Origin of the sequence: Micromonospora sp. WMMD714 (assembly GCF_029581315.1) — a bacterium.
Lineage (GTDB): Bacteria > Actinomycetota > Actinomycetes > Mycobacteriales > Micromonosporaceae > Micromonospora > Micromonospora rifamycinica.
In genome coordinates this window covers 5,436,465-5,449,542 of sequence record NZ_CP120744.1, presented here as the reverse complement: position 1 = coordinate 5,449,542, position 13,078 = coordinate 5,436,465, and the positions used below count along the sequence as shown (strand labels likewise).

The window sequence follows — 13,078 nt, the reverse complement described above, 5'->3', positions numbered from 1 at the left end:
GGCGAGGAAACGTTCTCGGAACTCGCCCATGCGACCTGACCAGTGCCCGCTGACGCGGTACGGTCTCCGCCAACGCAACAGCGTCCGCCGGCTAACCGGCTGACCCTTCACCTCACAAAATCGACCCGGGCCCGGCTGGGGGGGACGAAGAAGTAACCACCACCGAAGGTCAGCACGTACTTGTCCAGCGCCTCACCGGCGAGCCGCCGCTGCACACTGACGAAGCCCCGGTCCAGGTCCGCTTGGAAGCATACGAAGACCAGCCCCTCATCGGGATGTCCCTCGCCCGCTACGCCCGTCCGCCGGTAGGCGTACCCGCGGCGCAGGATTCGGCTGTCCTCGGTCTGCGGGGTACGCGGGTTCGCCCGCCGGATGTGCGCGTCGAGCCGGATCACCATGCCATCCGGATCCTGGGCGTAGTCGGGTTCGTCGTCCTCACGCTGGCGACCCAGTGGAGCGCCGGTCGCCTTGCTCCGACCGAATACCTCCTCTTGCCGGCCCACTGGCTCGACGTCCCATAACGCGGTGGCGAACCGGACGAGCCTGATCACCTGGTACGTCCCGCCGACCGCCCATCCGGGTTCCCCGGCACCCGCCCAGACTAGGCGGTCCATCAGATCAGCGTCGTTGACCCGAGGGTTGCCGGCACCGTCGCGGAAACCGAACAGGTTCCGGTCGACGAACGCACCGGAACCACTGGTCTGATTCTCCGATCGGAAGCCGTCGATCGACCAGCGGGACCGCAACCCGCCGCCACCTGCGGCTAACAGGTCCCGTCCTATCCGGGCGACAGTTTCCGGCCCGTCCGCGCAGACCTGCACCAGAAGGTCGCCGTGGCATTGCTCCGGGTCGAGCGCATCGTTGGGAAAGCTGTCCATAAGCCGGAGGCCGCCTGGTCGGAGGGTGGCCAGACCGAACCTGCTGTCGAACAACGACACGCCGAACCCCACCGTCACACTGGCCCGTCCGGAGGCACGGCCGTTGACCGTGTCGGCCAATTCACCCAAGTCGCGGAGCAGGACGGTCAGGGCGGTCCGATCGGGGATCCGCACGTCGAAGGCGGTGAACCGGGCGGAAGCTGGCGGGGCGGTGAGCACACCCGGTGGATGGGCGGCGGCCGGCGGGCTGGCACCGGCCGCCGAGGTTGCCGTGCCCGGTGGGACGACCGGGGTTGGCGGGGCACCGGGCGTCGCGTCGGCACGGGGAGCCGAGTCGACGCTGCACCCGGCGAGCAGCGTGGCGGCACCGACCGCAACCGTCCCGGTCAACACCTCCCGCCGCGGCACCACCCGACCGGCCAGGTCGATGGTCGGGTGTTTCCCGTACACAGCTTCCGTTCCCTCTCGCACGTCATCTCCTCCTATGCCAGCCCACCGGTGTTCGGCACGACGATCAGGCGCGTCATCAGTCGAGATACGTGTCCAGCAGTACCGCACATCTGACGCGATAGAGCAGGGTCACCATCTCGATATCCAGCGCGATCCCGTCCTGCGGAGCGCGGGGGGTCCAGCCGATGGTCAGATCCATGTCGCACTCCCGTAGGTTTTCCAGCACGTCGAGTCGATCGCGCAGGAACTCCTTCACCGTTGTCAACTGGTCCGCGAGGCCGACCTGACTGTCCTCCGTCAGGTCCGTGGCCCACGGACGACCAGGGGGAGCCGCGCTACGTCTGCCCAGCATCGTGGCAATTTCATCACTGGTCATCGTTGAACTGGTGATCCGCAGGCTGACCCGCGCCCACGATTCTTCGCTCACCTAGTTATCCAACTAATCGAAAATGTTGCCAATGGAGTCCTCGCTTGGTTCGCCGTTGGGCATCTTGACATAGACCTCGCCGCTATCAAGGTCGACCACCACGTCCGGGTTCCGCTTTGGACCGCCGCGAGGAAGACCGTCCCGTTTGACAGCATGGATTGCGTCCTTGATCTGCGGGGTGGTGTACCCCAAACGATCCGCGATCTGGGACGGTCGAGTTGAAATATTCCGACCACACGCATTGTGCACGAGCACCGGGGTGTCGCCGGCCAGCACATAGTACGTGTGCAGGCCCGCAACAGTCAGGTTGAACACCGGCTGCTCGACGGCGCCGTGCCGGCGGACCCCGCCCACCTCTACGGTGCCACCGGCCGGGAGCGCAATCCGTCCCCAGCGGTGAGGGCATCCGCATCGGTCCAGCGACGGTCGGCGGCGTCGTAGAACGGGTGCCCGGCGGTAGCGGTCACCACCTCGCCGTCGATGGTCAGGTCAACCAGGTCCTTCTCGCCGTCACCGCTGATCAGGTCGGTGACCTTGCGCGGACCGGTCACGCCCGTTTCCGGGTCGGTAGCCAGCACCTCGTCCCCGACGGCGACCTCGCCGATGGGTTTCGTGCTGCCGTCGGCCATCAGCACCCGGGTGTCCGGGGTGAAGCTGTTCCACCGGCAGAGCTTGGTGATGTCGTACACATCGTCGACCAGCGTGAAACCCTTGCCGAACCCGGCGGTAGCCGCACTGAGGAAGCCGCCGAGGACGGCATCCCCGGCCACACCGTTCCAGCCCCAGTCCACCTTCCGGCCGGACAGCCGTTGGGTTCCGTAGCTGATCCCGCCGTCGACCACCGCGCCGATCAGGAACGCGCCGGCGATAAGCACCAGGAACGGCATGTGGCCGGTGGGATCGGTGTAATTCACCGTGCTGTTCGCGGCGTAGGCGTACAGGTTGCCGCCACCGGCGTGGCCGATCGGGTCCTGGCTGATGAATCGGGACAGCGCCGGGTGGTAGTACCGGGCACGCTGGTAATACAGCCCGGTCCCGTCGTTCTCCCGGGCGGTGTACTGCACGGTGTTGTCGCTTGCCGCGCCACTGCTGCTGGTCGTACCGAACGGCTCGTAGGTGTAGCTGATGGCGACCGGCCCGGATCCCTGGGTCAACCCCACCACGCTTCCGAGCGCATCGGTGAGCACGTCGTGCTCGCCCGTGGCGTCGCTCCGGGCGTAGTGGACGTCGGTGCCGCCGGTCATCAGGTTGGCCTTCGGCCCGGTCGCGTCCAGTTCCTGTACGGCGGTGTCCCCGTCGTACAGGTAGCGGGTCACCGAACCGTTGACCGTGCGTGTCGTGCGTCGGCCCAGGCCGTCGTAACTGAAGCTCGCCGACATTCCGGTACGCGCCAACGAAGCGAGCTGTCCTCGGGCGTTCCAGCTGTAGGTGGTCGCTCCGTCGCCGGTGAGGTTGCCCTCGTTGTCGTAGCTGTAGGTGGTGCCGTCCAACGAGGTGAGCTGGTCGGCGTCGTTGTAGTCGTAGCCGAAGGTGGTGCGCCGGCTGCGTTGATCGACCAGGGCGGTGACCCGGTTGGTGACGGCGTCCCGTTCCATGCTCTTGGCCTGCGCCTTGGCGGTGCCGTGCGCGGCGACCTCGGTGATCGGATATCCGGCGCTGTTGAACGTGACCCGGCGGACCCGGTCGTTCGGATCGGTGACCCTGGTCTCGGTGATCCGCCCATTGGTGTCTGTGGTGTAGTCGAACTCGTAGACCGCTCCATCGGCCAGCGTCTGGCGTTGCACCCGACCGGCACTGTCGTACACGTTGGTCAGGTAGGCGATGCCGCGTGGGTCGGTGATGGTGGTCAATCGCCTGTTGGCGTCTTACCCGTAGGTGGTGACCTTGCCCGCGACATCGGTGACGGTCCGCAGCCGGCCGGCGGTGTCGTAGGTGTCTGCGGGTCTCTGGGGCCAAGGCGCCGTTCCGAAGTTGATCGATGAGCGACGCCCGGGTCTCCCGCCGTCCCTGGTGGCCGAAGTCCTGGCTCTTGTCGTTGGACCGAAGGTTGCCTGAGTGGCAACCAGCACCTGGCAAGGAGCAGACACTTCTGCCAATGCAGGCATCATCGCCTATGTGGCCTTCCGACAGTAATGCTGTCGGATAGCCGCGTGGAACAGGGCTTGTCGAGCAATAAGCTGCCGCCGACAGTTCGAGATGGAGAGGTGTCTATGGGAATCTGTTCAGTCGGTCGTGCTCCGCTGGCCTGGCTGCGAGCGCTTGTCTCGGTGGTCATGATGGCAGCCCTGCTGGCAACAGTGTCGCTGGTCGCACCCATCCGCCCGGCCCTCGCCTCCGAGATACCGGAATTTAGGCTCGATCAATCCACCACCGCCGACTATCGGATATGGTTGAACGTCATCAGCGCCTACTTCGCCGACCGCCTGATTCCCGGCTCAGCCATTGGCATGACAGAGTACGGCAGTGCGGAGATCTTCGCGATCGAGGTGGCGCACGGCGGCGAGAGCATTCACCTCGTCTTCAGCCGCGACGACCTTTACCTGGTCGGCTATTACCGGCCATCCGATGGCGTCTACTCGTACTTCAACGACCGTAACAACCGCTCCAACGCCTACCGACCGCCAGGTCTGCTCGCCTCGTACGAGATGTCCTACGGCGGCAGCTACAAAGATCTCCAGCGGGTGGCGGGTGTGCAGCGCAAGAACCTGCGGCTTGGGCGAGCGCCGCTTGGCGCCGCGATCGACGTCCTGTCGGAAGGCAGTGCCACCCCGGACAACGAGGAGGCCAAAGCACTGCTGCTGGTGATCCAGATGCTCGCCGAAGCAGCGCGCTTCACGCCGATAGCGCAGGCCGTCGCCGCAAGCTGGACCACGCCGGCACCACTTGGTGCCGACCTGATCGCCATCCAGGTCAACTGGACGGAGTTGTCCCGACTCGCCTACCACGGGACCGTCGCGCTGTCCGACGAGGACGACATGGTGCCCCAGGACTATGGCGGTGTCGACCCGTTCACTGTTGGCACGTTGCGCTTCGACTCGCAGCGCGACGCGCAGGACGTCCTGACTATCGCCCGCGGCTGTGACGACATGCCGCCGGAGGTGTTGACGGCCAGCCGGAGTGAAACTGTGGAAGGGGATCCGGCCGACTGTGCGTTCACCCCGAACACCTATGCCGTGACCGTCAAGAGCGTCACCTTCGCCAACCCTGGCGACGCCGGTGGGGATCCCGAGCCGTACGGCTATCTCGACGTCAGCTACGGCTACACCCCCAGAGACCCGAAACGTACCCACCAATGGAGCCGCTTCTGGAGTGTCGACGCCGACTCGACGGAAACCGTCGGTGCCGCGACGATCAACTACGACCACATCTTCACCGGGCTCAGCGGGCAGGTCTGCTTCTCCGGGCGGGTCTACGACCAGGACAGCAGCGGCGCGGACGACAGGCTGACCCCAGAATGGGAGCTGCCGAATCCGGAGGAGGAGTGCGGGGTCGACGGCACCTGGACGCTGTGGGGACCAGAGGGCACTGTCACCATCGACTACGAGGTGAACCAGGTCTTCGACTGCACCAACCAGACCTTGTACTCCCAGTGCGTCGACTACCACCGGGACTTCTACGTCGTCACCAACCAGATCAGCTTCACCCAGCCCGGTGACGCCGGCGAAGGGCCCGAGCCGTACGGCGCCATCACACTGGAGGAGCCCGGCGCCACCACCACGGCTGGCGACACGGTCTGGTCTGTCGACCCGGACGACGCGCGGGAACTTGACTACTACACCCAGGTCTATGTCGAGAAAATCGAATTCGGGGGTCGGCCGCAGACCTCCGCACCCTGCCTGAAGTTCGACGTCAAGGACGAGGACGGTGCCGGCAACGCCGACGACCAGATCGCCGGCCCAGGCGTCGCCTGCGGAAAGAATGGAAAGCTGATCCTTGGCACAGCTGTGGGCCGGGTAAGTCTGATCTACCAACTCTTCCGAATTCTCGTCAGCCACGACGAACTCTGAACACACAGCGCGCCGAGGCGTGGTGCTGCCAGTAACCGGAGTGCCACCGGTTCAGAACCCCATAGACAAACGCGAAGCCCTGACCAGGGTTTACCCTGTTCAGGGCTTTGGTCTGTCGGGACGGCCGGATGCGAACCGACGGCCCCTTGAACCCCGGCTGGGGGCGTTTCGGCCGCCGCGTATCTGCCCGCGGGCACCGTGTCCTCCCCAGATACGAGACAGCAGGTGCGCTCATCCAGCCTGCCCCGCGACTAGCATCGACATCCGCAGCTACCCGGCGAGGCTGGGACAGCGTCAATCGCGGCGATGAATGTTCACGGCCAGTGCATGATCCCCGTAGGCGGCCATCGCTGCCCCGCTGATGGCCAGGGTTCTCCCCATGGACGGCCAGATTTCTCCCGGCTGATCAACACCGGATGCCGGTCGGCGAGGGTCGGCGGCGTGAAGAGCGGCTAACCGCCCCTCGACCTACGGGAGGCGCTGCTCAGACTCGGTGGGCACCCGAGCCGATCTGCAGCCCGCTCGACGCCGACGCGACACCGACCGGTGCTGAGCCGTCCCACCGCTTCCTGCGCCGGGCACGCCGACTGGCGGTGCCGTCGGCTGGCGTCTGAAGCGGTCAACGGCCCGGGGCCGCGCGGAGACGGTTGCCGGCTATGCCCAACCGTTGACGGAGATCGACGCGGAGCCACCGTGGTCGTCGGTCATCAGGCCGTTCACCGTGACCTCCCGGAAGGGGTCCCAGCCCTCGGCGACATAGACGGTGACCTGCCAGGCGACCGGCCCGGCCGCGCAGGGCACGTCCACTCCGCCCGCGCCGAGCCGGAACGGCATCAGCTGCACCACGGTGGAGAGCATGTGGGCGGTGCCGGTGGGCTGGGTGCAGGTCGCCGTCCCGTTCACCTGGATCTCCCGGTCGGAGAGGGCGTAGAAGCTGGTCACCGTGATCTGTGCGGTGGTGGTGATCTGCCGGACCGGTGGCGCGGGGGCGGCCTGCGCGGGCGGGGCCACGGTCAGGCCTGCTGCGGAGACGGCGGCGGTGATCAGCAGAGTGCGGAGGGACCCACGAACCATGACGTCGACTCTCCCGGACTGGTGCGGTACCGACCCGGCGGCGGTTGCCGTCGATGGGTCCGATTCTCGCAGCACAGTGTCACTGTAGGCAATCACAGCGTGACTAAAACATTGTCATTCATCAATGACTTGGAGGTCGCTTCGGTCGCTACCGCTGCACGCCGGCCTATCCTGCGGGCCGCTGCTTTCCGATCCGCCACATGGCGTGCACGAGCTTGCCGGTCACGAGTTGGACGTGGCCGCCGTTGGCCGTCCGGGTCGGCGCGTCGAAGTGGACGCGGCCGTGTGACGCCTGCCCGGCCGTGGTGAAGGCCGTGGACGCCAGTTGGGGTGCGGCGACCTGGGTGCTGGCCTGTGTCGGGTGGGTGGCCTGGGTTTGTCCCGGAAGATGAGGTTCTCGGGTCCTCCGTTGTCCGGTTTCCCGGCCTTCAGCAGCCTGATGTCGACGGTGACGACCAGGTTCTCCCGGCCGGCGGCCGGCGGGGACAGCTCCGCCGCGGTTACGGTCACGCTGGCTTGACCGTTTCCCCGGCGGGTCGATCGCGGTCTGCTGGCCGAGCCGCAGGCCGCCTGTCGGCGGGGTGGCCGTTTCCGTCGCCACCGGTCCAGCCCGCGTAGGGGGCGCCACCGTGGGTGCCGGACGGGCGGTGGTAGTGCTCTACCAGACGATCGGCAAACGATCAGCGAGCAGCCCGCCCGTCGGGCAGGCCCCAGGGTGGCGCGCTGAGGTGGCGCGTCGTCTTGCTTCCGGTCTACGGACCGCTGGTTCCCTCGTCGAGCAGCCTGCGTAGATCTGCCGCCTCCTCACTCCGGCCGAGTCCGTCAAGGACGTAGGCGAGCGTCTGGCGTGCCGAGGACAGGTGTCCACCGAACCTCTGGGGTAGCTGCTCGGCGAGGGGCTGGTAGAGATTGATGGCCTCGGTGACGGTCTCCAAGGCCTGCGGCAGGTTGGTCTGCCCGTTCACACAGACCCATGCGTACGCCCATAGCAACGTGGCGAGGTTGGGTAGGTGGGCGTCGGGGTCCGCCTCGGCGAGGCGGCGTCGGATGCGGACGGCTTCCTCTGCTGGTGCCAGAGCCTGTTGTCGTTGGCCGGCGTTGGCGAGGCGCCAGGCGTGGTTGGCGTGTAGGTGGGCTTGCTGTGCGGGGTCGGTGGTGTGGGTGAGACGGTGGTGGGTGATGGCGGCGGCGGCGATGTCGAGGTCGATGTACCGGTCGACCGGGAGTAGGGGTTCGAGGGTCTCCAGGATCGTCAGGTCGATGTCGGGGATGCTGGCCAGTCGGGTCAGGGTTGCTCCGCCTGCGGTGATCGCCAGCTGTGGGTGTTTCCGGATGAGGGGGTAGAGCACGGTGGTGGCCAGGTGGGGCCAGCGGTGTGCGGTCTCGTCCAGCACGGTGATCGCGGTCCTGGTGCAGGCCGGTGGTGTGGTACTCGTGGTGAGCAAAGCGGTGATCGCCTCGGAAGTCCAGTCCCGCGCCAAACGGCTGCTGTGGTGGCCGGGGGTGGACAGGGCGATGAGGTCTTCGCCGAGCCGGTCGGGGTGCAGCGGCTCGAACACGGTCCGGGTGTCCGACGCGAGGTAGCAGGCGCTGTGGTCGTCGATGAGCCGATCCGCAGCCGGGCCGGTGTCGGTGAACCCGGCGTCGGTCAGGGCCTGGCGGGCCACGCTGCGGGGTCGGGCGCCGGTCAGGGTCGCCGCGACGACGGCCCGGTGCATCACCCTTGGCGGGGTCTGCACCGGTGCCTCGGTTCGGGTGTGTAGCTGCGGTGGGCCTGCCCCGTTTTGACGGACATCCGAGATCAGGGGACCTGGGGTCTCCGGGAGGATGTCCATCATCATGGAGAGCATGGGGAAGAAGCGGCCGCGGCCTCGGCGTTCGTTCACGCCGGAGTTCAAGGCCGAGATCGTCGAGTTGTGTCAGCGTGGTGACCGCACGCTGCGGCAGGTCAGCCAGGACTTTGACCTGACCGAGACGGCAGTGCGTGAGTGGGTCAAGCAGGCCGAACTCGACACCGGCGTGCGCGCCGACGGGCTGAGCACCGACGACCGGGCCGAACTCGCGCAGCTGCGCAAAGAGAACCGCAGGCTGCGCGAAGACGTCGATGTGCTCAAACGGGCGACGGCTTTCTTCGCGAAGGAGACCCGGTGAACGTCTTCCCGTTCATCGCCGCGGAGCAGGCCGGCAAGCACAACGTCAAACGTGCCTGCGAACTGCTCGAGGTCTCCCGATCCGCCTACTACCAGCAGAAGACCGGCGCCCAGTCGCAGCGCGAGCGGGTCGATGCCCGGCTCACCGACAAGATCACCGTGCTGCACGAACGGTCGAAGGGCACCTACGGGGCGCCGCGGATCCACGCTGACCTCACCGAGCTGGGGCTACGGCACGGACGCAAACGCGTCGCCCGGCTGATGCGCACCGCCGGACTCGCCGGCAAGAGCCCACGCCGCTGGCGCACGACCACAATCCCGGATCCGGCCGCCGGGCTCCGGCCTGACCTGGTCGGCCGCGACTTCCGTGTTGATCCTGGCGTCATCGATACCCGCTGGTGCGGCGACATCACCTACATCAACACGTGGCAGGGCTGGCTCTACCTGGCCACCGTCATCGGTCTCGCCTCACGCCGGGTCATCGGCTGGGCCGTGGCCGACCACCTGAAGACCGACCTGGTCGACGCCGCCCTCGCCGACGCTCTCGCACGCCGCCGACCCGAGCCCGGGCTGGTGTTTCATTCCGACCGCGGCACCCAATACGTCAGCGCCCAGCACGCCCGCCTCGCACACCGTCACGACATCCGCCTCTCCGTCGGCCGGCGCGGACAGTGCTGGGACAACGCAGTCGCCGAATCGTTCTTCGCCACCATCAAAACCGAACTCCTGCACCGCCAGGCCTGGCCCACCCACCAAGCCGCCCGCCAGGCCATATTCGAATACATCGAAGGCTGGTATAACACCCGCCGCCGACACTCAACCCTCGGCTACCTCAGCCCTGCGGCCTTCGAGACCACCAGCTCGCAACCGCTACCGATCGCCCAAGCCGCCTAACTAACATCAACACACCGACCCTGTCCGTCGAAACGGGTCAAGCCCACGGCCAGTACGCCTGTCCCCGACCCAGCAGATACGACAACACCGCATCCGGGCCACCGGGCAGCACATCGCCGCGCCCGGCCGCGTCCACCACGGCCAGGGCCGCCATGTGTACGGCCAGGACCTGCGCGAACCCGTCTCCGGCCAGATCCGGCACCGACCAGCCCTCAGCAGGAGCCGCCACCCCCAGGACGACCGCGAACCGGTGCGCGGCAGCGGCGAACAGACCCGGCCGGTCATCGACGACACTGTCGGCGGCCAGCGCGGGCAAAGCGAACTGGTCCACCTCGACGCCGAGGGTGCTGTCGGCCCGGTCGGCCAGTGCCGGCCACCAGTAGCCGTCAGACCGTGCCAGCATCAACACCCGCACCCGGGTTCCCGCCCGGGCGTGTAGATCCCGCAGCTGGGTAAGCAGAGCGAGCAGCGCGGAGGCTGGCCACCGGTCGGCTTAGTCCACCACCGCCAGCACTGCGCCACCGGGCAACGCGACCCGCGACACCGGCGCGGCCCGGCAACCGGGGTCGGCATATGGGTCACCTGCCACACCGCCCACCCCACCACCGATCGTCGAGCCGGTCACCGACTGCCCGTCGGCCCGCTGACGAGCACGGAGCCCACCGGCCACCGACAGCGCCACCCCCGACAGGCCGACGAACACCCCGAACACACTGGCCCACTTGTCGGCCTTGTCGAGACCCTGGACCACCAGGAACCCACCCAGCCCCACGACCAGCACCCCGACGGCGAACGCCACCACCCACCCGCGCAGCCGACTACCATGCGTCATCACACCATCATGGACCGATGCGGCAACGGCGGCATCACCGCCCTGCCCGCCGTGCCGGTCATGATCGGCGTGGATCGTCGATTGACAGCGGGACACCGGAATTGTGTCAATCGGGGCGCTTGCCGCTCTATCCGGATGGCTGATCCCGCGTCGGACCTGCGCCATCCCCCGTACGCAGTCGGACCGAGTTCAGAGATCAATCTCGTCGTCGTTCTCGGTGCCGGAATCCAGTAAGGCTCCCCTTCTGCCGGTACAACAATGGCCGCTGCCGGACGCGACCTCGCCCACCTCCACCTGCCGCCGGACGAGCTGTGCAGCTGGGCCTGGTGCGCCGAAGGGCAGATCCGGGAGCGGATGTCGGAGCTGCTGGCACGTCGGGTCGTCGCTGCGCTGCGCGCCAAGGCCGAGGGCACGATGTTCGACCTGGAGAACGGCTTCCGCGCGCACTGAGGTGTGTCGGCGGCGCGCTTCCTCGGTGAGAAGGGAGCGCGCCACCTCTGTGTTCAGGCCGCTGTGTCGTAGCGGTGTGCGGCTGTGGTGCCGGGCCTGGTGGGCGCGACGTGGGCGGCCGGTTCGGTCAGGAGGGGGGTCTGCTGCACCGATGGGTGACATCTGAGATGGCTTGCCCTGCGGGCGGGCTGGAAGGATGTCGCTGTGCCCAAGCCTTACCCCCGAGAGTTCCGCGATGATGTCGTGCGGGTGGCCCGTGACCGTGATCCGGGCGTGACCGTCGAGCAGATCGCGAAGGACTTCGGGGTCCACCCGATGACGTTGTTCAAGTGGCTGCGCCAAGCCGACATCGACGCTGGCGCGAAGCCCGGCACGACCGGTGGCGAGTCAGCCGAGCTACGCGAGGCCCGCAAGCGGATCAAGCTCCTCGAACAGGAGAACGAGGTCCTGCGGCGGGCCGCGGCGTACCTGTCGCAGGCGAACCTGCCGGGAAAAGGCTCTACCCGCTCGTGGGTCACGTCCGCGCTGGTGGTGTAAGAGACGGCCATCGCGTGATCCGGTCTGATGTTATGCGGCGATCGGGGCGGGGTCGGTGTGGTCGGTGTCGTGTTGGCTGGTGTCGAGGGTGATCAGGCGGGCTTTGGCGAGGAGTTCCAGGCTCATGTAGCGGCGGCCTTCGGTCCATTCGTCGGTCTGTTCGGCCAGGACCGCGCCGACGAGGCGGATGATCGCTGGCCGGTTGGGGAAGATCCCGACGACGTCGGTGCGGCGGCGGATCTCCTTGTTCAGGCGTTCCTGCGGGTTGTTCGACCAGATCTGACGCCAGATCTCACGGGGGAAGCCGGTGAACGCGAGGAGGTCGTCGCGGGCGGTGTCGAGGTGCTCGGCGGCGGCCGGGAACTTCGCTTCGATCGTGGTCACGACCCGCCGGTACTGGGCGTGGACGGCGTCGGCGTCGGGCTGGTCGAAGATCGTGCGGACGAGGGTAGCGATCCATGGCTGCGCGGACTTCGGGACTTTGGTGAGCAGGTTGCGCAGGTAGTGGGTGCGGCATCGTTGCCATGCGGCTCCTGGCAGGGCGGCGCCGATCGCAGCGACGAGGCCGGCGTGGGCGTCGGAGATGACCAGGCGGACACCGGACAGACCGCGGGCGGTCAACGAGCGCAGGAACGCCAGCCATCCGGCGCCGTCCTCGTCGGAGGCGACGTCCAGACCGAGGACTTCGCGTTGGCCGTCGGCGTTGACCCCGACCGCGATCAGGGCGTGGACGTTGACGGTCCGTCCGTGTTCACGGGTCTTCATTGTCAGCGCGTCCATCCACACGAACGTGTAGTGGGCGGCGTCCAAGGGCCGGTTGCGAAACGCCTCGACCTGCGCGTCCAGGTGCGTGGACATCTCCGAGACCTGCGACTTGGACAACTGACGGACACCGAGCTGCTCGACGAGCTTCTCCACCCGCCGTGTCGACACCCCGAGCAGGTAACTCGTGGCCACCACCGAGACCAGAGCCTGCTCGGCCCGCCGACGATGCGTCAGTAGCCAGTCCGGGAAGTAGCTGCCGTGCCGCAGCTTCGGCACCGCCAAGTCGATCGTGCCAGCCCGGGTGTCCCACTCGCGCTGCCGGTATCCGTTGCGCGAGTTGACCCGCTCGTCGCTGCGCTGTCCATAGCCGGCACCGCAGATCGCATCAGCTTCGGCAGACATCAGCGCCTGCGCGAACGTCTTGATCATCGCCTGCAACACATCCGGCGACGCGCCCGCGATCTGCTCGCACAGCAGCTCAACAGGGTTCACACTCTCAGATGCGGCCATCGCGCATCACTCTCCTTCACTCGGACTTAGCCGTCTCGAAGGATCGCGCGGTGGCCGTCTCTCATCTACGCAACACGCCCATCACGGGCAAGTCGTACACCACT

The 13,078-nt window shown here is 67.3% G+C and carries 13 protein-coding genes and 2 pseudogenes; 5 read left to right on the top strand and 10 right to left on the bottom strand.

Going from position 1 to position 13,078, the window contains the following annotated elements; translation table 11 throughout:
* Nucleotides 1-107 precede the first annotated feature (107 nt).
* From O7625_RS23260 to O7625_RS30300, 5 genes and pseudogenes are all read right to left on the bottom strand, one after another.
* Nucleotides 108-1,097, bottom strand: coding sequence for a Dyp-type peroxidase (locus tag O7625_RS23260; protein ID WP_282341518.1), 990 nt, complete (start codon nucleotides 1,095-1,097; stop codon nucleotides 108-110).
* Between the two features lie 307 nt (nucleotides 1,098-1,404).
* Nucleotides 1,405-1,755, bottom strand: a complete 351-nt coding sequence (locus O7625_RS23255; protein ID WP_282341517.1) for a hypothetical protein — start codon at nucleotides 1,753-1,755, stop codon at nucleotides 1,405-1,407.
* A gap of 12 nt (nucleotides 1,756-1,767) precedes the next feature.
* The gene (locus O7625_RS23250; RefSeq protein WP_282341516.1) at nucleotides 1,768-2,109 is read right to left on the bottom strand and encodes a hypothetical protein; all 342 of its coding nucleotides are present in this window, start codon (nucleotides 2,107-2,109) and stop codon (nucleotides 1,768-1,770) included.
* 2 nt (nucleotides 2,110-2,111) lie between these two features.
* Nucleotides 2,112-3,350: an RHS repeat-associated core domain-containing protein gene (locus tag O7625_RS23245; protein ID WP_348774023.1), complete on the bottom strand. Its 1,239-nt coding sequence runs from the start codon at nucleotides 3,348-3,350 to the stop codon at nucleotides 2,112-2,114.
* Nucleotides 3,351-3,524: 174 nt separating this feature from the next.
* Nucleotides 3,525-3,608: pseudogene (locus O7625_RS30300) on the bottom strand (hypothetical protein); the annotation flags it as partial.
* A gap of 297 nt (nucleotides 3,609-3,905) precedes the next feature.
* On the opposite strand from O7625_RS30300, the gene O7625_RS23240 reads away from it, so the two are divergent.
* Nucleotides 3,906-5,762, top strand: coding sequence for a ribosome-inactivating family protein (locus tag O7625_RS23240; protein ID WP_282341512.1), 1,857 nt, complete (start codon nucleotides 3,906-3,908; stop codon nucleotides 5,760-5,762).
* Between the two features lie 654 nt (nucleotides 5,763-6,416).
* On the opposite strand, the gene O7625_RS23235 is transcribed toward O7625_RS23240, so the two are convergent.
* Together O7625_RS23235 and O7625_RS23230 are read right to left on the bottom strand one after the other, a co-directional pair.
* Nucleotides 6,417-6,836: a hypothetical protein gene (locus tag O7625_RS23235; RefSeq protein ID WP_282341510.1), complete on the bottom strand. Its 420-nt coding sequence runs from the start codon at nucleotides 6,834-6,836 to the stop codon at nucleotides 6,417-6,419.
* Between the two features lie 752 nt (nucleotides 6,837-7,588).
* Nucleotides 7,589-8,677: a hypothetical protein gene (locus tag O7625_RS23230; RefSeq protein WP_282341508.1), complete on the bottom strand. Its 1,089-nt coding sequence runs from the start codon at nucleotides 8,675-8,677 to the stop codon at nucleotides 7,589-7,591.
* On the opposite strand from O7625_RS23230, the gene O7625_RS23225 reads away from it, so the two are divergent.
* The gene (locus O7625_RS23225; RefSeq protein WP_282341506.1) at nucleotides 8,664-8,987 is read left to right on the top strand and encodes a transposase; all 324 of its coding nucleotides are present in this window, start codon (nucleotides 8,664-8,666) and stop codon (nucleotides 8,985-8,987) included. The genes O7625_RS23230 and O7625_RS23225 overlap by 14 nt on opposite strands.
* Complete coding sequence (locus O7625_RS23220; protein ID WP_282341504.1) at nucleotides 8,984-9,880, top strand: IS3 family transposase; 897 nt, start codon at nucleotides 8,984-8,986, stop codon at nucleotides 9,878-9,880. The genes O7625_RS23225 and O7625_RS23220 overlap by 4 nt, the downstream gene beginning before the upstream one ends.
* Before the next feature lie 37 nt (nucleotides 9,881-9,917).
* Here the strand turns inward: O7625_RS23220 and O7625_RS23215 are convergent, their stop codons facing one another.
* Together O7625_RS23215 and O7625_RS23210 are read right to left on the bottom strand one after the other, a co-directional pair.
* The gene (locus O7625_RS23215) at nucleotides 9,918-10,283 is read right to left on the bottom strand and encodes a hypothetical protein (RefSeq protein ID WP_282341502.1); all 366 of its coding nucleotides are present in this window, start codon (nucleotides 10,281-10,283) and stop codon (nucleotides 9,918-9,920) included.
* A 90-nt stretch (nucleotides 10,284-10,373) separates the two neighbouring features.
* A complete protein-coding gene (locus O7625_RS23210; protein WP_282341500.1) occupies nucleotides 10,374-10,712 on the bottom strand; it encodes a hypothetical protein in 339 nt (112 codons plus the stop codon).
* Nucleotides 10,713-10,970: 258 nt separating this feature from the next.
* Between O7625_RS23210 and O7625_RS23205 the strand changes: the two genes are divergently transcribed.
* Both O7625_RS23205 and O7625_RS23200 read left to right on the top strand, forming a co-directional pair.
* Nucleotides 10,971-11,162 (top strand): hypothetical protein, encoded by a 192-nt coding sequence (locus O7625_RS23205; RefSeq protein WP_282341497.1) that lies wholly within the window; start codon nucleotides 10,971-10,973, stop codon nucleotides 11,160-11,162.
* 204 nt (nucleotides 11,163-11,366) lie between these two features.
* Nucleotides 11,367-11,648, top strand: a pseudogene (locus O7625_RS23200) (transposase); the annotation flags it as partial.
* 81 nt (nucleotides 11,649-11,729) lie between these two features.
* Here the strand turns inward: O7625_RS23200 and O7625_RS23195 are convergent.
* Entirely contained in the window at nucleotides 11,730-12,974 is a 1,245-nt protein-coding gene (locus tag O7625_RS23195) for an IS256 family transposase (RefSeq protein WP_282341496.1), read from the bottom strand.
* Nucleotides 12,975-13,078: the final 104 nt, after the last annotated feature.